A 20,371-nucleotide genomic window follows, 5' to 3' on the forward strand; every position below is an offset into this window, starting at 1 on the left:
CGGACGCCCCACGCGCAAGAGAAGTAATCATCGTGTCGTCAGTGTCGTAAGCTGTCATCACAACAAAAACAGGTGGTTCATCGAAACTGTTCGTCTGTTTCAGTAATTCGACTCCATCCATATCGGGCATGCGGACATCGGACAACACAACGTCACAGGTATGACTATCGAGCCATGTCAGCGCGCAGCGCCCGTTCGCGGCGGTGGCAACAACCTCTAGGTCTGGGGTTTTAGAGAAGTAAAGCGGAAAGGATTCCCGGATTACGGGATCATCATCAACAAGGAGGATCCTGGCGCTCATTTACTACACCAAGGATGGGTTTGACCTTTACTGCACCCCAGCCAGTCCTTAATAATCTGGTATGTATGAGTCACCGGTTTCCTCTCAGCGGGAGGTACCTCGACTGTTACGGGGGATCCTGCCACAAGGCTAACGGTAAGCATAAGAGAGATCACGGAATTCATATTTACGACGAAACCTTTCAGACGGGGACATGGAAAGTAATCGACCAACGGGCGTCAGCGCTATCCAGTGTCATGTTTCCGCCTACGGCGGCAATCGTTCGCTGCATAGATACTAAACCAAAATGGCTGGAACCAGCTCGCCCACGCCCCGGTCTATAAGTGTTAGCGAGAGTCACAATGATTTGTTTGGCATCTGCAGTTGCAGTCATTCTCACCATGGAATCAGGTACGGCATACTTGATGATATTGGCACTGGCCTCAGACAAACATCGACTGAGCGCCTTGTCGATAGACTCAGTGCCGGGATCCACGCTGATATTCGCGGTGGATTCAACATGAAATCCGGCCTCCTGAAGCGCGCGATTAGTTTGTATCAGTGTCGTGGTTAGCGCTGGCACAGTCGCTTGCTGATGATTGATCGCCTGGGCATTGAGCTCGTCCACTAACGCGCGAATACCGCCTATTGACTTACGCGCTGTGGTAGCACACTTCTGTAGAGCTTGCTCTATCTCCGGCGTGGCGATCGCCAATGCTTCAAGCCTAACAATCAGCGCAGTTAGATCAGCAGCTACCGTGTCATGGAGAAGCCCAGCTACTTCTGCCTTACGTTGGCGTATCTGGAGATGGCGTTGCCTTTCTTTTGTATTCACCGTGTTGATAAACCACCCAACGGCAAATGCGCAAACCATCATGAGGCTAAAGATGGTCACAGACTGCGAATCCACACTAAACGACTTTTTATCCGGGGAGTAAAACCCAAGTAGTGTCGTAAAAACTGCAAGGACTACTCCAGTCTTATACCTGCGTTGCGCAGTAACTACAGTAACCATCAGAACGGACGTCAACGTCACCAAATCTGGAGAACGAGCGGAAAAGCTTGCGACCGCAAACAGCGCAAGATGCCCCAGAGCGGCGACAGTAGGCCGATATGCCGCCAGAGGCAATGTAGCTGCTAGCAAGAAGAAAAGCACCCCAGTGCCAATGTCGACAGGTGCGACTACCGAAACGCGCAAGCCCCACAGAGTAAGAGCCAGCAAGCACAACACCAGCGCTATTACTACGCGGCCAGAATGAAACGCCTTAATAAACACATTAAGCACCCAGAGTTGCATCGATGGAAACCATAGAAGAACAGTGAAGCATGAAAGTTACGGTTCGTCCCGCCACCCAGCAATCGAATTTTCAACTATCAACTTATCGACGTTGAATCAAAAGCGATGCCAGAACCGGCCGATCAGAACCCCCGATATCCAATCGAAAAGCGAGGCGATAGCACTTCAAACTAGAGCACCTTTAGGTTTGTTCCGCGACCCAAAGTACCTTTCCACTCTCCTTGATTCTCTCCCTCGTCGTTGGCCAGTGTGTAAGACAGCATCGCTAGAGATCACCCCCATTCTGAAGCCCATGGGGCGCTGTCCATGTTTTATCTGTTTGGCACCATCCCAGAGCCTCAACAAAAAGGGGGACAACGACCAGCAGTACCCGAACCAGGGAATTTGCCACCTTCGCGGTAAAACTTTCCCAAGATAAGCAAACTAGATAGGGTCGCATTTTCCATTTTTAGCATCTCGTTTCTGCAGCTCAACAATTGATTCGGTGAGCGAGAAGTCCGGATTGTCTTGTCGGAACTGCTTGATTGCAGACGCTGAGGGGATGGGTAGGCTCGAATCGATTTCTTGGGCCTTCGAGAGGTTTCTGTTTGGCTTTAGTCCCCACACTCCGATGATTGCGAGAACAAGCGCTAAGACGAACTGCCCCGTAACGATGGCCACTACTGCCGCCCCAATTGACAAACAAGACCCTATGTACTCTAGTTTTTCGAGCATATCTTCCTCTTGTGCAACTATTGCTACATGCGTGCGCTAGTCGAAGCACTTTTCCTGCACGCCAGCGATTCCTACGAGCTCCGCCGCGAGTGCACCGACAGCTCCACCGAGAGCTTGCAGCTTCTCGTAGCTGAAGCTCGCCCCCCACATGACGCGAACGGCTTCCGCCACTCCTCCAAGTTCTTTGATATAGCGCTTTATCTTGAGAAGTTTGGCGGCTCCAACCAAATTACCTGCGATCATCCCCGTAATTGCCCCAGTACACCCAAGAACACTGGCGTAAGTAGTTACCCCCGGTGTCCCTGTCACAAGGTTTTGCTGGACCCATGTTTGAGTAGCAGCATCACCTTGAAGGAGGACTTCATCTGGAATAGACATGATGGTTTTCAGGTCGGCTTCCATTTGCTGTGCCTGTTCGGCAAATGCAGGGTCAAATTCAGTGCTGGTGCCCGCTGCATGCTTCGTGGAAATCCCTTTACCATTGCTCTTTTGAGTGCTGATAGAGGGGGCGTCGGTGGGTAACGGAGTAGCGTACGCGGTTGACACTGACGCGACCGAGCATGCAATTGTCAGCGTGACTGCCCCTGCGAGGACACGATTACGGTGAAAAAACATAGTACCTCTCTAGTGGTGGACTGGATTGGAGACACTTTTGAAACTAACCGCCTACCTGCAGAAAGGGCAATAGCTCAGATCACTTCTGGAACTTTAGTATCCACAGTGGTTCCAAAGGTTGCACTCTTTTTTGGAGCGCCTTAGTCTTTTCGGCTCAAAAACAACTTGACGCTGTCGCCGTTGGCGCCCCAGGGAGTGGTGGGAAACAGATCAGTGGTTAAAGAATTCGCCCAGAACCACCCGAGCGACAGCATCCACGCATCTATCTGCCCTTTGCCTACCCGTGGTTGGCGCATCGCCACCGGCGTGCCGGCAACCGACCTCGCTAATTCGCGCGCTTGTTCGATAATTTCCCGCTGCTCATCAGAGGTGAAAAACGCAGGTAGATGCACCACCCCAGGCATCACCTGGTGTGGCTTGCGCGGGATCACGGTGGCGTCGAAAAGCATCTGCCCAACATACCGTGTCGTGGCCGTTTTATATGATCTTCAAAATAGCCACCCAGGATGTTCGAACACCTGAACTCTTTATTCTTCATTATTCCGTTATACCCCCTTGCGTATCGCTTGTTTGTTCGATACTATAGCACCATAGACGAAAGGGGGGACCATGACAACGGCAACCGCACCACCGAAAATTTTCCGCAGTCAGCGACCAGATGATCCAGACAGCCGAAACGCTCAAATGATTCGCGATATTTACTGGACAATGTTCGGCGAGTACGCATATCCGGGCCTCGAGGTGGATGATTTCGACCTCACTGTTGAGAAGGTGCAAACGGCCACCAGTTGGAACAAAGGGTTTGTAAAGAACGCGATCCTCGGACATGCAGTCCTACAAGAACTTCCACGGCTTCGCGCGCTACAGAGCAACACACGGGTGATGGACATCGGCCACCTGACCGCTGCATATACCGCGATCGAGGAGCTCGGCCCAGATCCAGACGAGGAAGCACTCGCGCTTATCGACGAGATCCTGGTCGACACCTTTACCCCCAAGCGCAACAACCAGCAGGTTCCGCAACGCAAGACTGTCACCGACCGCATCCGCGCTGCAATTAAACGTCTGGACAAGTCGCGCGGGTACAACGCAAAGAAGCGCGATGAACGCGAAAAGGACACTAGCGACACGTTCCGGATCGACTGCTTCTCATTCGGTGGAGAGGACCGCGCGTCGATAGAGATATTCACCAACCCAATCGCCGCAGGTCGCGTCGGCGCAAGTGTGAAGGCTGTCGCCCGCGAACATGGCATCAGCATGCCCGAGGCCGCATTGAAGCTGCTGTCCGGTGAAATCGCGGGCGCATCCGTCACACCGGTGCTCAACGTGTACAGCCCGAAAGACCGTGAGGAAGGTGACCCGGTTTTTCTGCCAGGCTTGGGTTGGACCGATGCTGAAACCACCGCAGCCTTTGAAGACTGGTTGGCGTCCACCGACCACGTCGAACGCGACCTCGACGCAGCAGCCGTACAGAAACTAAGCGGCTACGCACCGAACGAGGCGATGCGCCACGCTGTCATCGCCCGTGACGGCACCTGCATTTACCCTGGCTGCAACCGCGCCGCTCAGCAGTGCCAGCTCGACCACCGCATCCCTTACGGCGAAGGTGGCGAAACGACAGTGGACAACCTATTCGCACTGTGCCAACACCACCACAATCTGAAAACGGATCGTCGCGGGTTCTACATTCCCGATCCGGTCACCGGTGACATCGTCTGGCTTTTCGCGGACGGAACATACGAAATCTGCACGCCGGAAGGCCTCCTCCACGAGCAAGTCACTCCGACGAACCCGCGGTGGAAGTCCAGCCTGGCCAACGTGCGTAAAAACCGTGCCCACGCCGCCGAGTTCTACGCCAAAGGCCACCGAATCATGGACATTTTCGACGACACCCTCGACGAAGAAGCAGCCACCACCGCGATCGAGGAGTTGGAACAGGAATACAGCATGGTGTTCCCGTTCGCACCCGAAATGCCGTGGGAAGAGCCACTCCCTCCAGAACCGGACGACGAGGAACCGCCGTTCCCAGACCCGGAAGACTACTACCCAGAGGAAAACCCGTTCCACGAACAACCAAAGATTGATCTGCCTTACTTCGCTCGCAGATTCAGATTTGATGACCTTAAAAACCTGGTGCTTGATATCGATGGGGACAACTTTGGGCTGGCAACGTAGATCACCGCAGGTAGAACTTGTCCACCACGTCGTATTTCGGCCCGCCACTTCTCCCCTTGCCCAGGTGGGACTCGAGCAGGAGCACTTCGTCGACGGCGAATTCTGGTCCGGTGTAGATGGCGAGGGCGTGGGCGTGGTCGTCGAGAAGCAATGGGTCCCGAGTTCGCGTCCCGGTGCGGGCGACGGTGAGATGCGCACGTTGGCGGCGGCGGGCATCTGGGTCAAGTTGGCAGTCTGCCATGAGGTCTTTCAGGGGCGCTTTGTCGCCGCCGACGCCGATCCACATGGTGCGGCGTTCGAAGCAGCCGGCGCCCCGCAGATGCAAGCGGAGGGGCCGAGTGAAGGCAGTCGCTTGGGAGAGATGATCGGTGACCAGGTCGGCGTCGTTGGGTTGGTTGCCGTAAAACGCCAGCGTGATGTGCCAATTGTCGGGGTCGGACCAGCGCACTTCGGTGCCGGAGAAGTCCCGGATGGGGCGCAGGGCGGTGATGAGGTGTTCGCGGACTTCGTCGGGTGGGACGATCGCTGCGAAGAGGCGTCTCATGACCCACACGCTACCCTGGATTGCCATGTTCGACCTGGCGAAAATCGGCCGCGACCTTCCGGTGTCGCAAGTCGTGGACAAGATCCCCCACCACGGTCCCCTTGTGGTGGAAGCGCCACCGGGTACGGGCAAGACGACGTTGATCCCGCCGGCGATCGCAAACATTGCAGGAAAGACGCTGGTCACGGCGCCAAGGAGGGTGGCGGTGCGGTCGGCGGCGAGGAGGCTTGCGTTTCTCGACGGCACGCCTCTCGGCACCAAAGTCGGCTACTCCATCCGCGGGGAGCACAAGGATGGCTCCGAGGTGGAGTTCGTAACCCCCGGGGTGTTGTTGAATCGCCTGCTCAAGGACCCCGGTTTGGAGGGGGTCGGTGCGGTGGTGATCGACGAGGTGCACGAGCGCCAACTGGACACGGATTTGGTGTTGGCGATGTGTATGGAGGTCGCGCTGCTTCGCGACGACCTCTACCTCACCGCCATGTCCGCCACCCTGGACGCACAGAAGTTTGCCGACCATATGGGCGCGCAGGTCCTGTCCACGGAGGCGGTGACGCACCCACTGGACATCACGTATGCGCCCCACCCGGACAGGATCCGGGGAACGCGCGAGTTCTACAAACACGTGGCGCAACAGACGCACGGCACGGAGCGGACCTTGGTATTTGTGCCGGGTGTGCGCGAGGTGGATTTGGTGTGCGGGTTCCTGGACGATGCGGTCCCCCTCCATGGGAGGCAGAGCAGCAAGGAGCAGGATGAGGCGCTAAATGGGCCGGCGAGGGTGGTTGTGGCGACGTCGGTGGCGGAGTCGTCGATAACTGTGCCGGGCGTGCGCAAGGTGGTGGACGCCGGACTGTCCAGGGTGCCCAAGAGAGATAACAGGGGCATGACTGGCCTGGTTACGGTGTCGGAGGCGAAGACGAGTGCGGATCAGCGTGCTGGTCGTGCGGGCAGGCTCGGGCCGGGCGAGGTGGTGCGGGTGTTTTCGCGCGACGATTACGCCAACTTCCAGGCGGACATCACACCCGAGATCCTCACGGCGGATCTGACGGGTGCGCTGCTGACTATGAAGGCGTGGGCGTCGCCGGACTTGCCACTGTTGGATCAGCCGAAGGACTACACGGAGGCGGAGCAGAATCTGGAGGCGATTGGGGCGCTAAGCAACGGAAAAATCACCGATTTTGGCAAGAGGTTGGCCAGTTTCCCGCTGGATCCGCGGCTGGGCGCGGCACTGTTGACGTTCGGTTCGCAGGCAGCGGGCACGATCGCGCGGCTTGCTGGTGAGGTGGATACGAAGCGGCTGCGCAGGCTTGTCGACGACAAAGGCCCGGTGGACCCCGGCGAGGTGATTGCGGCGGCGTTTCCGCAGTGGATCGCGAAGAAGGTCGGTGAGGGCGAGTACCTGTTGGCGTCGGGGACGCGCGCGAAGTTCAACTCGCATAGTGAGTGGATCGCGGCAGCGGAGATCCAGCGCACACCGACACAGGTGATCATCCGAGATGCCGAACCGATTGCGTTTCCGCAGGACAGAGTGGTCGAGACCAAGAGAGCAATGCTTGTCGACGACAAGGTACGCGGCCGGCTCGTCACCTCCGTCGGTGCGATTGAGCTCTCCTCCACCCCGATCAAACTGGACCCGGACGAGGCAGCGGAAGCGCTCACCCACCTGCGGTTTGAGGACTTCCCGCTCAACGACAAGGAGCAGCACCTGAAGGAACGGCTGGACTTCCTGCACGCCACCCTTGGGTGGCCGGATGTGAGCGAAGGGGACTATTCGGTTGAGGTTTCCGAGGTGGCGAGGGGGTCGTCGATAGGCAATTGCGATATGCGGGCGGCGATGTTGCGGCAACTGGATTGGAAGCAGGTTGCGGAGTTGGACCAGGTGGCGCCGAAGGAGTTTGAGTATGCGTCTGGCAGGCCGGTGAAGCGGGTGAAACTGCAGCACATGTTTGGCAAAAACGGCCAAACAGTCGCGGGTGTGAAGGTGCTGTACCACCTGCTGTCGCCTGCGGGTAGGCCGCTTGCGGTGACGGATGACCTGGACAGTTTTTGGGCGGGGCCGTACCAGCAGGTGCGCAAGGAGATGCGGGGCCGCTACCCCAAGCACGCGTGGCCGGAGGACCCTACTTCACACACTGGGAAATAATCGCGCCTGCGCCAGCGAGGCCTGCGACGGCGAGGATGGCGGCGATGCCGAGGTCAACGTCGCGGGAGTTGAGGTCCCGAAGTTTCAGATCGACGCTCAGGGCGTTCTCGACGACCAGGTTGAGGTCGTTCTGACGCGCGACCAGCGGCAGGCTCATCTGGGAGGCGAACCCAAGCGGCAGCAGCACGAGCAGTGGCAGGCCGACGCCGATGGCGGTAGCGGAGCACTTCGGGGAGACCTCGGGGGCGTATTCGACGAGTGCGTCGAGGATCGCGCCTTCCTGGTTGAGGTCGGTCGAAGCGTCCTTGCTGATGGTGACGCGGACGGAGAAGACTCGCTCGGTCTCGTCGGCAAGCACTGCGCGGACGGGCCACTCGTACACACCGGGGGTAACCCCCTCCCCCGGCGTGAGGTGGATGGAACCGTCGGGGTTCAAGGTTGCCCAACGCGGTAAGTCTTCGGCTTCGTACCAGGCTTCGCCGATGGGCAGGGGTGCCTCGATGGTGGCGGTCAGGCCCGGCACGACTGCTGTTTGTTTGTATCCGTCATCGGCATACGCTGGGGAAACGGTTGCCAACGACAGTGCAATGGCACATGTCATTGCCGCAATTTTCTTGCGCATTTGCCGCCTCCCTCAGTTGTTTATGCTTTAAACGTTCTGTATCGATTGATGATTGTAGTAGACAACCCCTGGGGTAGTGTTAGTCGCCATGACAAAGCGCACCGTTTCGGTCTGGACGCTGGTCTCCCTCATCATCGGATCGACCATTGGTTCCGGCATTTTCGCGCTCCCCCAAAACATCGGCTCGGTCGCGAGCCCCGGAGCGATGCTTGTTGGTTGGGCAATTGCCGGTGTCGGCATGTTGTCCATTGCTTTCGTGTTCCAGATCCTGGCGGTGAGGAAACCCCACCTGGACTCCGGCGTGTACGCCTACGTGCGCGCCGGCTTGGGTGACTTCATCGGATTTACCGCAGGTTGGGGCTACTGGCTCGGCTCGGTGATGGCCCAGGTTGGGTATGCCACCTTGTTCTTCGGCACACTGAGCCACTATGTGCCGGTGCTGCAGAACCGCTGGGTGTTGGCAATCGCGGTGTCCGCAATGAGCTGGCTGATCCTGTGGGGGCTGACGCGCGGCCTGAAGCAGGCGGCGGTGATGAACGTGGTCACCACCGTGGCAAAACTCGTACCCATCCTGGCGTTTATTGTGCTGGTGGCGTTCCTAGGCTTCTCGTGGGACCGCTTCACCACCGACTTCTGGGGCAACGCCAACAGCGCACCGTTTAGCGCTCAGTTGAAGGGCATCATGCTGTACACGGTGTGGGTGTTCATCGGTATCGAGGGCGCGTCGGTGTACTCCAAGCAGGCTCGCCGCCGCAGCGATGTGGGCCGTGCGACCATCATCGGCTTCCTGTCGGTGTTGGCCCTGCTCGTGGCGGTGTCCACCCTGTCCTACGGTGTGCTCAGCCAGGAAGAGTTGGCGGCGCTGCCGGACAACTCGATGGGTGCCGTGCTTGAGGCAGTTGTCGGCCCGTGGGGTGGCGCGCTGGTCTCTATCGGTCTGTGCTTGTCGGTGCTGGGTGCGTACGTGTCGTGGCAGATGCTGTGCGCCGAGCCGATTGTGATGATGGCCCGCGATGGGTTGTTGCCCAAGCGATTGGCGACGACCAAGAACGCCCAGGTCCTGTCCACCATCGTGATCCAGCTGTTCGTGGTCGTGTTCTTCGTCTCGGCGGCGTCGTATAACGGCATGGTGCAGTTGGCCCCGATCATGTACCTGCTGCCCTACATCTTCTCCTCTATCTACCTGGTGCTCATCGCGCGTGATCATCACGTTCACTTGGTGGTGGGGTTGATCGGTTCGGTGTACTCGCTATGGCTGATTTACGCGGCGGACCCGGTATACGTGCTGTTGGGCGCGCTGGCGGTGGTGCCGGGCATGGTGCCGTACGTTGCTACCCGGCGCGCCAACAACGAGCGTTCCTTCAACACCTTTGAGTGGTTCGTTGTGGCGTTGGTGCTGGTCGGTGCGGTTGCGGCCATTTATGGCCTAGCCAATGGCTCCCTGGTCCTTGAGTAGTTTCACGCACAGCACCACCACGAGGATGAGCAGGGCGACGCGCACCAGTTTGGAGCCGCCCTTGAGCACCGTTCTCGTGCCGATCTGCGCGCCGATCACGTTGGCAACAGCCAGAATCAGCGCCAGTTTCCAATCGATGTAGCCACCCACGCCAAAGACAATCAGCGCGCCGAGGTTCGTGGCGGTGTTGACCACCTTGGCCATCGCCGCGGATTGGAGAAACTGCTGCGTGAAAATGGCGGTGAACGCCATGATCAAAAACATGCCGGTGCCCGGGCCGAAGATGCCGTCGTAGGCGCCGATCAGCGCCGCTGCTGCGACTCCCAGAGCAATTCTTATCGACGACACCCTTCTCTCCCCGGTCGTCCCAAACGTCGGTTTGACCACCACGAAGATGCCCACGGCGATTAGGAGGGTGATGATGATCGGGTTGGCGATGGAGTCGTCGATAAGCGAAACTGCAGTCGCTCCAAGCGCGGCGGAAATGCCTGCGATGAGGGCATAAATCCACGTGAACTTGGGCACCCCAACGCGACGCACGAGCGACACTGCGGCCGATGCGGTGCCACTGATCGCTGCGACCTTGTTGGTGGCGAGCACGGATGCGGCGGGCATGCCGGTCGTCGCCATGAGGATCGGAATGAGCACGAGGCCACCGCCGCCGATCACTGCATCGATCCAGCCGGCGAACGCAGAGGCAGCGATAAGAAAGGCGAGCATGCGACTACTATGCCCCACATGAACCGTTGGATCGTCGCCGCCCCATTGTCGGTGTTGTGTGGTCTGGCGTTTACCTACCTGCACGTGCCGGCCGCATGGATTCTCGCCGGGATCGTTGGTGCTGGAACGGTCGCGATTGTCACTGAGCGTGACCTGCGGATCAACGAGCACCTGTTCACCCTTGCCCGCGGTGTGATTGGCGTGGTGGCGGCGCTGCCGCTGGTAGGTATTCCACCGGGTGATTTGCTGCCGTTCTTGGTCCCTGGCCTCATCGCGGCGGTGTTGGTGATTGCAGTGGCGTTCTTCGGTGGTTTGGTGTTGGCGAACCATGGCGTTTCCAGGAAGACGGGTGTGCTGTCGCTGCTGCCTGGTGGGGCGTCGCTGATGCCGGCGCTCGCGCGAGACCTAGGGGCGGACATGCGCTACGTCAGCCTGAGCCAGTACCTGCGGTTGCTGACGGTGTCGATAACACTGCCGGTGGTGGTGTCATTTTTGGATGCGCCCGCCGCCAGTGAGGTCACTCACCTTAAGCCCTATTGGTGGATGTGGCTGCTGGTCCCGGGGTTGATCGGTGTTGGTATCCCGCTGGGCAAATTGCTGCGGCTGCCCAACCCGTCCATTTTCGGGCCGATGCTGGTCACGGTACTGGTTGGGTCGTTCGCGGACTTCACCATTGTTCCCCCGGAACCACTGAGCATTACGGCATTCCTAGCGCTTGGCTGGATGTGCGGCGGCGGCCTGTCCGTGCCCGCGCTGAAGGCGTTTTCCAAACTGCTGCCGGCAACCATGGCCTACATCGTCGGGCTCATGGTGTTTTGTGCGGGCATCGGCTGGGTCGTGTCCAAGTGGCTCGGCCTGACCTTCCACGAGGGCTACCTTGCCACCACGCCCGGCGCGCTCGAGACCGCGCTGGCCCTGTCCGCCGAAGGTGGCGCGGGGCCAGCCGTGGTGGCGCTGCAACTGATCCGACTGATCTGCGTATTGATCTTCGCCGGGTTCGTCCCGCGGATCCTGAAACGGATCGAATAACTGGCCTAGTGCAGCACCGCGTGGGCCAGGATGTCCATCGGCATCGAACCCAAACTCAGGGCCTTCACGTGGAACTCATCCTGGGTCATGCCACGGCTCAAGGCCTGGTCGCGCAGGTCAATCCAGTCCTTGTAGCCCAGCGCGTACGACGGCGCTTGGCCCGGCCAGCCCATGTAGCGGTCCAGTTCGAAGACCAGGTTGGCTTCCGCCATGGCGGTGTTGTCGCGCAGGAAGGCCTTGGCATATTGGGCGTCCCACACGCCGGTGCCTTCCGGGGTGGTCTTCTTCAGGTGTACGCCGATGTCCACCATCACGCGCGCGAGACGCAGACGCATGGAGTCGAGCAGACCCATGCGGTAGCCGAGGTCTTCGCGGTAGCCATCCATGAGGTGCTCGGCGTAGAGCGCCCAACCTTCGCCGTGGGCGGAGTTCCAGCAGACGGAGCGTCGCCAAATGTTCAGCTCGCCGCGGTTCAGCAGGGCGTAGGCGTGCTGCAGGTGGTGGCCCGGGATGCCCTCGTGGAACACGGTGGTCAACTCCTGCCAGGTGTGGAACGTCTCCTGGCCTTCCGGGACGGACCACCACATGGTGCCGGGACGGATCATGTCGTCGCTTGGCGGGGTGTAGAAGATACCGCCGGAGCCGGCGCGGTCGATGGCGCACTCCACCGGGGGCATGCCCTCGGGGATCGGGAACACGTTGGCCACGTCTTCGTTGACGCTGTTCATCCAGGCCAGGAGGTTGTCGGTGCCGTGGATGGTGTAGCGCTCGTCCTGGTTCAGGTGGCGGTATGCGGCGGCGACGGAGTCGTCGTCGTAAAGCTTGCGCGCGATCTGCTTCTGCTTATCGACGGTGCGCTTCAGTTCCTCCTGCGCCCAGGCGTAGCCCTCGTCGAGGTCCACATTGCGGCCGTGGAAAAGTTCGGCGAACAGTTCGTAGCGCTCGCGGCCCACGGCATCGTCGTGGGGCGACTTGGGTCCGAGTTCGGTGGAGAGCCAGTCGGCCATCTGTGTGAACGCGGCCTTCGCCTCTTCGACGATCTTGGACTCCGGCGGGAGGCCCAGTTCGTCGAGTTGGGAGTCGCTTTCGCCCAGCGCCTCGCACTGGTTGATCACGGTGTCAATCTGGCGGTGGGATGCCACATCGCCGGCAGAGGCAGCCTCTGCCAGGGATTCGCGGTAGCCGGCGAGCGCTGCCGGGATGCGGGACATGCGGGAGGCGATGGCGTCGAAGTCCTGCTCCGTCACGCGCGGCATCAGCGCGAACGAGTCGCGGATCTCCTGAATCGGTGAGGCAATGTTGTTGAGCTGGCGCAGGAGCTCGCCGCGGTGGTGAAGCTCGAGCTTCATACACAGGCGGTCGCGCAGGATGGCGGCTGTGAGGTTGTCTACGTCGTCGAAGTCGTCTTCGTCGTCGGAGTCATCGGTGGAGTCGTTCAACGCGTCAACGTCGGCGATGAGGTCGCGCATGCGGTCTGCGACCCGGTCCCAGTACTCGGGGGAAAAGTCCTGCAATTCGCCGTCGTGGCCATCGATGCCAATTTGGGTTGCCAGCGTGGGAGAGATGGCTGCGAGGTCGTAAACGAAATCCTCGCAGGTGGCGTCGAGAAGCGACGGCTCGCGCATGGGTTGGCTCATGCTGGGCGATTGTATAGGAGCTGGCCAAATGGACAATTCGTCGCACCATCCAGTAAATATATTCATTATGGCTTGGGCTTCGTTTTCTCGTCCTCGTACTCCCGCGGCGAAATGCCTGCACCTCATTCGCCTGCAGGAACTCACCTCCCGCAGCGAGCTCGTCCGCGCGACCGGCCTGTCCCAGCCCACTGTCACCCGCGCAATCGCGGCGCTTGTCGACGCCGGATACGTCACCGAACGCAACGACCTCACCCAATCCCAAGGCCGTGGACGGCCCACCATCCCCCTCGAACTCGCTGAAACCACCGAAACGCACGCTGGTGTGTCCGTGGGCACCGACTCCACCTACATCGCCCTGTTCGACCTCAAGGGCCGCACCCTGCGCAGCGTGGACGTGGACCTGCCGGTCTCGCGTATGAGCGAGGACGACTTCATCCAGCACATCATGGCCGGCCTGAACAAACTGACCACCAGCGTCGGCCGCCCGCTCGCCACCGTGGGCGTGACCACATCCGGCACGGTGCGCGGCAGCGGCGACGTCTACGCCCCCAACCTGGGGTGGGACGGGGTGAACATCGGCGATCAGATGCGCGAGCAGTTCTCCGTGCCGGTGCAGGTCACCTCGATTTCCAGCGCGATTGTCGGCTCTGAGATGCAATCCACCGCAGACCTGGACACCCCGTCGGTCATGGCGCTGTTTGCCGACGACTCCCTCGCCTGCGCCATCTCCAGCCCCGAAGGGGTCAACCCCATCGAGGTCGAACAGGGCGAGCTGACCACCCAGGGCCTGCTGGACGCCATCGATGTGCCCACGATCCGCACCCTGCGCCAGGCGGTGGAGGACGCCGGGGAGGCAACCCGTTCCGCGCTCGACAACCGCGCCCGCGGGCTGGGCACGCTCGTGGCTGGGCTGTGCTCCGACCACTGCCCCAACACGGTGGTTGTCGCAGGCAGTGCGTTTATCGACGACCCCCTCGCCTCCGCCCCCTTCGCCCGCACTGTCCGCGAACACATCTCCGGGCCCATCGACCTGCGCCTGATCCCCAGCCACAAAGACGTCGTGCGCGACATCGCCCGCGCCGTGGCGTTGGATTACGTGCTTCGCGAGCCCCTGGCGGTTGCGGGGGCGTAATGCGCAAGGTCGCCTGGGTTATTCCCCTGCTGCTGGCCGGCTGCTCCGCAGAGGCTCCCGTTGAGCCGCTGCAGACCGAGGCAGTACCGACGCAGACGCAGGAGCAGTATGAGGGCCTTGAGGGGGTCGTCGCAAAGATTGAGGAGGCGACAAACACCGAGGTGGGCGTCGCTCTTTACGACGGCACCACCCTCACCCAAGCCGGCTCCCTGGACACCCTGCCGGCCTGGTCCACCATCAAAATCCCCATCGCACGCGCCGCCGAACGGCACTGCGAATACGACCACGCCACCATCGCGGACTTCACCCAGGCCTCCATCGAATGGTCCGACAACGACTCCGCCCGCGCCCTATGGGACTGCATGGGCGACGACCTCGAAGCCGCCAAACTCGTCGGCGAGGAAATCGAAAAAGCCGGGCCGCACGTCAACGTGCGCGGCGCGTTTGGCACCACCAGCTGGACGTTCGCCGACCAGGCTAAATACGCCCACTACTTAAGCACCCGCGACCAATCCCAACCCGTCCTGGCGGACATGCGCAACATCACCGAAGACCAGGCCTACGGGCTCGGCCAGTTGGGGGTTCCGTTCAAAGGCGGCTGGTCAGACGTGGAGGAAGACGGCTCCTGGCACACCCGCCAACTCGGCTGGATCAAACACGTTGGGGTAGCCATCGGCGCGCGCAGCGCCGACGGCAGCTACGAGGACACCATGGATGCCCTCGACCAAGTCGCCGAGGCTATCGCCCCATAAACTTATCGGCGATCGGGCGCAGGTACGGCTCGATGAACTTCACAATCGCGGCCAGGATCGACAGCACCGTCAACACAATGCTCACGGTCCGACGCACGTCGTCCGGCGACTTATCGCCGACACCCGCGAAGACCAACTTCTTCGGCGTGGTGTTCGGGGTTTCGTTGCCATCCGCCGGACGGTGCAGAACCACCTTCTGGGAACCCTGCGGCATGGATTCCACGTCGGTCGGCTTGTATCCCACCACCGCAGCCGATGCCTCGCCCTCAGCGGTGACCGCACCGGCGAAACCGACACGAGTCACGGTGGGGTTCAGGAACGTGTGCAGGTGGCCGGTCATGCTGTTCTTGTCGTCGGACCACTTGCCGTTCAGACGCTTCAGGTCCGCCAGCTCGCCATAGCCCCACCCCTGCATGGCGCGGCTCATGTTAGCCGTGCTGTGCAGGTTCGCGCCCCAGCCTCCTTTGCCGCCGATGGTGGCGGTGTCCTCCGGGCCGCAGTTGTCCGTACACGTTGCGTTGAACGGGCGGACGTGCGCGAACTTCTTCGCCGCCTCCACCGCACGCTGCAGTGCGATCAGGTTGTAGCCGGTGTCCAGTTGCACCGCGTTGACGTACTTCTCGCGGGTATCCAGGCCCTGTTCTGCAGCGACCGTGCGGAGCGTTTTTCCGTCGTATGGCACGTTCTGGTCCCACATGTCGCCGCGGAGCTTGCGCAGTTCACTGATGCCGGTTTCCGCATCGTTGGTCAGGTTGAACTTCGTCTCAAGCGCGATGACCTGGTCGGCGGGCTGGTTGAGTTCCACGCCGGTAACGGGGGCCGGGTCGGCGGAGGCTGCGGGGGCGAGGACGAGTGCTGTGGCTGCCGCGGTCGCTGCGGCGTATAAACGGATGCGCATAACCCGAGGGTAGCGCGTACCACGCCATAAAGAGCACTGGCACGGCAATGTAAAGGAACTGCGGGGCGCCAGGCCAGAGCACTACCGAAGCGTACGGGGCCATCAGCACCATGAGCGCCACCGAACCGTAGCGCTCGAAGACGAACACGCCAAGCGGCACGATCCATACCCAGTGGTGGTACCAGGAAAACGGACTAACCAGGCACGCGGTCAGGCCGATGAAGGAGACGGCGAGGGGTGCGGGGGCTCGTCGACAAGCAAGAAGCGCAAGGATGGTCACGGCGGCACACAGCGTGAGCCACAGCAGCGTCGAATCCATCCCGGCGCGGGCCAGCACTTGGCGTATGGACTGCGCCCCCGGATTCTCGTCCACCCCAATCCGTTGCGTGCTGAAGATCGCGCGCGTCCAAAAGTTCGGCGCGTCCACCACATTCATCCCGCTCGCCGCAGTGCACACGAACGTGAACGCGGCAACGAATGTTGCTCCCCACCTGCGCTGATAGATCAACAACACAATGAAAAACGCGGGCGTGAGCTTGATCCCCGCAGCCAGGCCCGTCCCGATGCCCGGCAGCCTGTTCTTCGGCAGGAAATCCAGGCACACCAGCCCCATGAGCAGCAGGTTCACCTGCCCGAAGTACAGCGTGCCCTGCACCGGCTCCGTGCACAGCACGAAAAAGGCCACCAGCGGCACCACGTGCTTCTTGCTTATCGACGACCCCCACACCACCCCGGCCAACACCACCACACTGACCAACTTCCAGGCGACGCCGAACCACTCCTCGGTCGGCAGCCACGAAAACACCACGCCCGCAAACGGCGGATACGTAAACGGCAAGCCCGGCAACAGGTCGTGCGCATAGAGCGGCAGGTGGTCCTTCACCTGCTGCCCGCCCAGCACGTAGACGTGGAGATCACTTGGGTAGGCGGTGGAAAACGCAGTCTCCAACGGCGTAGTGACGTAACGATAAACCGCTACTGCAACAACAATGAGCAGGAGAATCACAAGTCGAGCCCGTCCAGGATCGCATCCATGGCGTCAGCGACGTCGGTGCGCCACAGCGTGCCCACCTTTGTATCCGCACGCCCCGGCCCGCCGTTGATCACGGCGGTAGGTTTGCCCTGCTTCTTCGCATCCAGAATGAACTTGTAGCCGCTCATCACCGCAAGCGACGTGCCAATCGCAACCACACCCGTCGACTCCGCCAGCCACTGATCCGCCAGTGTTCTCGTGGCCTTGGGCACGTTCTCGCCGAAATACACCACGCTAGGCTTCAAGCGCTCCGAGCCACAGTTCGGGCACGTGATCATGCGGAAGCGCTCCACGTCCTCTTGGCGCAGCTCCACGTCGCCGTCCGGGTTGATCATCGTCCCGACCACCTCGACAGAATTGAAGTAGTTGGGGTTGGCGGCAGTGAGGAGGTCGTCGATAAGCGATCGCTCATGCATCACATTGCAGTCCAGGCACACCACATGCTCCATATCGCCATGCAACGCAATCACGTTTCGCGACCCCGCCTGTGTGTGCAGTCCATCGACGTTTTGCGTGACAATGCCACGGATCAGGCCGGCCTGCTCGAGCTCCGCAAGCGCAAAATGCGTCCGGTTTGGCCGCGCCGCCCGCATGAACTGCATACCGACGAACGCACGCGCCCAATACCGACGCACCTGACGCGGCGAATGCGCGAACTCCTGAAACGTCATCGGACGGCCCTTGGTCAAACGGCCGGTTTCGGAGCGATAGTCGGGAATGCCCGAATCCGTCGACACACCCGCGCCCGTGATGACCAGCGTTTTTGGGTTCCTTAACTGTTCTATGACGCGTTGCTGCGCGTTCGGGGTCGGCGTTGCCGTTTCCTTGACCACCCGCTCAATCGAGCGCACAGCGGACCGATGCGCCATCGTAATCGCGGGGTCGTCGAAGAAAGTTTCCATCGCCAGGCAGTGTACAAACCACCTAGGATTTCCCGCATGGGGGAATGGAAAACCGAAATCAGAACCAACCTTGTCGACGTCCGGGGGCAGACATATCTCAGCAGCGACCTACTTCGCCTATCCACGTCACACGCGCTGGCGCGCCGCTCGTTCGACGCCTTGAAGGTCCACCAGCAGCACTGGGCCCGGGCCTACTGCGCGGGCCTTGCCGTCCACGCCGCCGTGATCACCGGTCGCGCCTCCGCGTACCTCAACGACATGTGGGTCGTGAACACGCCGCTAGACCAGGTCGCGCTGGTGTTGCCGTCGGTGCCACGGCGCTCAACATGGCCCGCCGGCGTGCGCTACGTGCAACGCACACTCCCCGCCTCCCGGATCCGCCGCGGGGAAGCCATGTCCACTACGTCACCATTGCAAACCTTTCTAGACATTGCCCGCCTCGACGGCTTCACCCACGCACTCGTCGCCGCAGACTGGCTCGTCCAACGCGGTGGCTTCACACCGGCCCAGCTGCAGCACCTCGTCGAAACTGAGCCGCGCTTCCCAGGCAAACCCGCCGCCCGCCTGGCCGCGCAGCACGCGTCGACCCTGTCCGAATCCGCACCCGAGGCCTACGCGCGCGCCCTGCTCATCGAAGCCGGCATCACCGACGTCCGCGCCAACGTCACACTCACCCGGTGGAGGTACCGCGTTGACCTGCTGATTAACGGGTGGTTGGGAGTTGAGATCGATGGGCGCGTGAAGTACGACGACACCACCTTCGGCCCTGCGCACAAGGCACTTCTCGACGAGAAAACGCGCGCCGACCGCCTCGGCAACGCCGGCCATCCCCTGCTCCGGTACGCGCCGCGCTACCTGGAGGAGCACCCCGAGGAGTTCGTCGGGGCGGTGCGGGCGCGCCTCGAACTTGGCCGTTAGGTGTGCGGGGTTTTGTTCATATGCAGGGCTCGATATGCGTAAGTGCAGGTCAGCGCGTTTTCAGAAATTTCGGCCAATTTTCCGCAAAACGCCGTGACCAGGGGTTACGCATATCGAGCCCTGCATATGAAGCCGCGAAGGGCCTACCGGAACGGGACCTCACCGATCGTGCGGCGCAGCTTCCGGGTCCGGAGACGTTCGGGGCGCCGGGCAAGCTTCTCCATCGCACGCACGGCACACATGACGTGGGCTTCCTTCGAGTTGGAGTAGAACGCCTGGGCGCCGGCGGGCAGTTTCGGCACAGCGTGCAACGGCAGGTCGGACACCGCGAGCAGGGTGCCGTAGGGGACGCGGTAGCGGTAGCCGTTGGCGGCGATTGTGCAGGACTCCATGTCTACGGCTGCGGCGGTGGATCCCCGGAGCCATTCCCACAGGTCCTGCGGGTCTTTCCACTCCCAGTTCCGGTCGCCGGTGGACAGGACGGTGCCGGTGCGCATCAACGACGCGTCGTCGCCGTAGACCTTGGTCACGGCCTTTTCCAGGGTGCGTTGCACTTCGGGGACGGCGGGGATGGGCAGTTCGCGGCGCAGGTAGTCGTCGAGAACGTGGTCGTGGCGTTCGTAGGCGTTGCCGAGGATGAGGTCGCCGATGCGCATGCGGGCGTCCAGGCCGGCGCAGTGGCCGATCATGATCCACGCTTCCGGACGCAGAACGGCCAGCGAGTCGGTGATGGTTTTGGCGTTGGAGGGGCCGACGCCGATGTTGATCATGGTGATGCCGTCGCCGTTTTCGGTGATCAGGTCGTAGCGCGGCATCTGGAACTTCGACCCCAGCTCCAGGTCTTCGAGCGCGACGGTGTCGGAAACTGTTTCGCCGGAGGGGAGGACGAGGCGGGTGTAGCGCGAGTCGGGGTCGGAAAGTTCACGCAGGCCGAAGCGCACGAATTCGGTGACGTGCATGGCGTAGTTGGTGAACAGGATGTAGCGCTGCAGGGTGTCTACGTCGATGCCGGTGTAGTGCTCGAGTCGCGCGATGGCGAGGTCGAAGCGTTGCGGGCCGAAGTGGAACAGGGGTTTTTCCGGACCGTGGAAGGCGTCCCAGTGGCCGTCGACGATGGCGTCGTGGACGTCGTCGAGGGCGGGTCGGGGCAGGTTGCGTGTTTCGTCGATAGGCGGTGTGCCCTTGATGTAGGCGGGCGGGATGACGATATCGGAGTACTCCACACGCATGGAGCACGGATAGTTCGAGGTCAGCGCCTCGAGTTGGGCGATGAGGTAGTCCTCGAGCAGGTCGGGGCGGGAGAGGACTGCGGAGTAGGTGCCGGCTTCGTCGACGTAGCCGAAGGTTTTGGAGCGGTCGATGGGGCGCCATTCGAGCACGTCAACGGTGAGTTTGGGGTAGCGCACTTCCCCGTAGCGTTCGAAGTCCCCGGCGCGTGCAATGTCGCACGACGCGTTGTACAGGGCTTTTAGCTTTTCGACGACCTCACGTACCTGGTTCATAC

The 20,371-nt window shown here is 61.1% G+C and carries 18 protein-coding genes; 7 read left to right on the forward strand and 11 right to left on the reverse strand.

Annotated features, from left to right (window positions below; all coding sequences use genetic code 11):
• The 4 genes from HMPREF3120_RS11760 to HMPREF3120_RS07880 form a co-directional block, all read right to left on the reverse strand.
• Nucleotides 1–301 (reverse strand): response regulator transcription factor (locus tag HMPREF3120_RS11760; RefSeq protein ID WP_141739408.1); only part of this gene is annotated, 301 nt, incomplete at its 3' end.
• 181 nt (nucleotides 302–482) lie between these two features.
• Entirely contained in the window at nucleotides 483–1,577 is a 1,095-nt protein-coding gene (locus HMPREF3120_RS07865; protein WP_070451959.1) for a sensor histidine kinase, read from the reverse strand.
• Between the two features lie 750 nt (nucleotides 1,578–2,327).
• Nucleotides 2,328–2,837: a hypothetical protein gene (locus HMPREF3120_RS07875; protein WP_141739404.1), complete on the reverse strand. Its 510-nt coding sequence runs from the start codon at nucleotides 2,835–2,837 to the stop codon at nucleotides 2,328–2,330.
• Between the two features lie 209 nt (nucleotides 2,838–3,046).
• Nucleotides 3,047–3,355, reverse strand: a complete 309-nt coding sequence (locus HMPREF3120_RS07880) for an alpha-ketoglutarate-dependent dioxygenase AlkB family protein (RefSeq protein WP_070451964.1) — start codon at nucleotides 3,353–3,355, stop codon at nucleotides 3,047–3,049.
• A 160-nt stretch (nucleotides 3,356–3,515) separates the two neighbouring features.
• On the opposite strand from HMPREF3120_RS07880, the gene HMPREF3120_RS07885 reads away from it, so the two are divergent.
• Nucleotides 3,516–5,081, forward strand: a complete 1,566-nt coding sequence (locus tag HMPREF3120_RS07885) for an HNH endonuclease signature motif containing protein (protein WP_141739405.1) — start codon at nucleotides 3,516–3,518, stop codon at nucleotides 5,079–5,081.
• A 1-nt stretch (nucleotide 5,082) separates the two neighbouring features.
• Here the strand turns inward: HMPREF3120_RS07885 and thpR are convergent, their stop codons facing one another.
• A complete protein-coding gene (gene thpR / locus HMPREF3120_RS07890; RefSeq protein WP_070451970.1) occupies nucleotides 5,083–5,625 on the reverse strand; it encodes an RNA 2',3'-cyclic phosphodiesterase in 543 nt (180 codons plus the stop codon).
• 25 nt (nucleotides 5,626–5,650) lie between these two features.
• Here thpR and HMPREF3120_RS07895 point away from each other — a divergent pair, with 25 nt between their 5' ends.
• Complete coding sequence (locus HMPREF3120_RS07895; protein WP_070452040.1) at nucleotides 5,651–7,768, forward strand: ATP-dependent RNA helicase; 2,118 nt, start codon at nucleotides 5,651–5,653, stop codon at nucleotides 7,766–7,768.
• Here HMPREF3120_RS07895 and HMPREF3120_RS07900 read toward each other — a convergent pair.
• The gene (locus tag HMPREF3120_RS07900; protein ID WP_210384506.1) at nucleotides 7,746–8,369 is read right to left on the reverse strand and encodes a Rib/alpha-like domain-containing protein; all 624 of its coding nucleotides are present in this window, start codon (nucleotides 8,367–8,369) and stop codon (nucleotides 7,746–7,748) included. The genes HMPREF3120_RS07895 and HMPREF3120_RS07900 overlap by 23 nt on opposite strands.
• Nucleotides 8,370–8,478: 109 nt before the next feature.
• On the opposite strand from HMPREF3120_RS07900, the gene HMPREF3120_RS07905 reads away from it, so the two are divergent.
• The gene (locus tag HMPREF3120_RS07905; protein ID WP_070451976.1) at nucleotides 8,479–9,846 is read left to right on the forward strand and encodes a basic amino acid/polyamine antiporter; all 1,368 of its coding nucleotides are present in this window, start codon (nucleotides 8,479–8,481) and stop codon (nucleotides 9,844–9,846) included.
• On the opposite strand, the gene HMPREF3120_RS07910 is transcribed toward HMPREF3120_RS07905, so the two are convergent.
• Nucleotides 9,817–10,566 (reverse strand): TSUP family transporter, encoded by a 750-nt coding sequence (locus HMPREF3120_RS07910; RefSeq protein WP_070451981.1) that lies wholly within the window; start codon nucleotides 10,564–10,566, stop codon nucleotides 9,817–9,819. The genes HMPREF3120_RS07905 and HMPREF3120_RS07910 overlap by 30 nt on opposite strands.
• 18 nt (nucleotides 10,567–10,584) lie before the next feature.
• Between HMPREF3120_RS07910 and HMPREF3120_RS07915 the strand changes: the two genes are divergently transcribed.
• Complete coding sequence (locus HMPREF3120_RS07915; RefSeq protein ID WP_141739406.1) at nucleotides 10,585–11,595, forward strand: AbrB family transcriptional regulator; 1,011 nt, start codon at nucleotides 10,585–10,587, stop codon at nucleotides 11,593–11,595.
• A 5-nt stretch (nucleotides 11,596–11,600) separates the two neighbouring features.
• Here HMPREF3120_RS07915 and HMPREF3120_RS07920 read toward each other — a convergent pair whose 3' ends face one another.
• Nucleotides 11,601–13,232, reverse strand: coding sequence for a DUF885 domain-containing protein (locus HMPREF3120_RS07920; protein ID WP_246815447.1), 1,632 nt, complete (start codon nucleotides 13,230–13,232; stop codon nucleotides 11,601–11,603).
• A gap of 67 nt (nucleotides 13,233–13,299) precedes the next feature.
• On the opposite strand from HMPREF3120_RS07920, the gene HMPREF3120_RS07925 reads away from it, so the two are divergent.
• Nucleotides 13,300–14,364, forward strand: coding sequence for an ROK family transcriptional regulator (locus HMPREF3120_RS07925; RefSeq protein ID WP_070451997.1), 1,065 nt, complete (start codon nucleotides 13,300–13,302; stop codon nucleotides 14,362–14,364).
• Entirely contained in the window at nucleotides 14,364–15,116 is a 753-nt protein-coding gene (locus tag HMPREF3120_RS07930) for a hypothetical protein (RefSeq protein WP_083284841.1), read from the forward strand. The genes HMPREF3120_RS07925 and HMPREF3120_RS07930 overlap by 1 nt, the downstream gene beginning before the upstream one ends.
• Before the next feature lie 764 nt (nucleotides 15,117–15,880).
• Here HMPREF3120_RS07930 and HMPREF3120_RS07940 read toward each other — a convergent pair.
• Together HMPREF3120_RS07940 and HMPREF3120_RS07945 are read right to left on the reverse strand one after the other, a co-directional pair.
• Nucleotides 15,881–17,020, reverse strand: coding sequence for a glycosyltransferase 87 family protein (locus tag HMPREF3120_RS07940; RefSeq protein ID WP_070452007.1), 1,140 nt, complete (start codon nucleotides 17,018–17,020; stop codon nucleotides 15,881–15,883).
• Nucleotides 17,017–17,949 (reverse strand): Sir2 family NAD-dependent protein deacetylase, encoded by a 933-nt coding sequence (locus HMPREF3120_RS07945; protein WP_070452009.1) that lies wholly within the window; start codon nucleotides 17,947–17,949, stop codon nucleotides 17,017–17,019. Before HMPREF3120_RS07945 ends, HMPREF3120_RS07940 begins: the two co-directional genes overlap by 4 nt.
• 36 nt (nucleotides 17,950–17,985) lie before the next feature.
• Between HMPREF3120_RS07945 and HMPREF3120_RS07950 the strand changes: the two genes are divergently transcribed.
• Complete coding sequence (locus HMPREF3120_RS07950; RefSeq protein ID WP_070452012.1) at nucleotides 17,986–18,867, forward strand: hypothetical protein; 882 nt, start codon at nucleotides 17,986–17,988, stop codon at nucleotides 18,865–18,867.
• A 143-nt stretch (nucleotides 18,868–19,010) separates the two neighbouring features.
• Here HMPREF3120_RS07950 and amn read toward each other — a convergent pair whose 3' ends face one another.
• Complete coding sequence (gene amn / locus HMPREF3120_RS07955; protein WP_070452014.1) at nucleotides 19,011–20,369, reverse strand: AMP nucleosidase; 1,359 nt, start codon at nucleotides 20,367–20,369, stop codon at nucleotides 19,011–19,013.
• Between the last annotated feature and the right edge of the window lie 2 nt (nucleotides 20,370–20,371).

Source organism: Corynebacterium sp. HMSC11D10, assembly GCF_001806995.1.
Classification (GTDB): Bacteria; Actinomycetota; Actinomycetes; order Mycobacteriales; family Mycobacteriaceae; genus Corynebacterium; species Corynebacterium coyleae.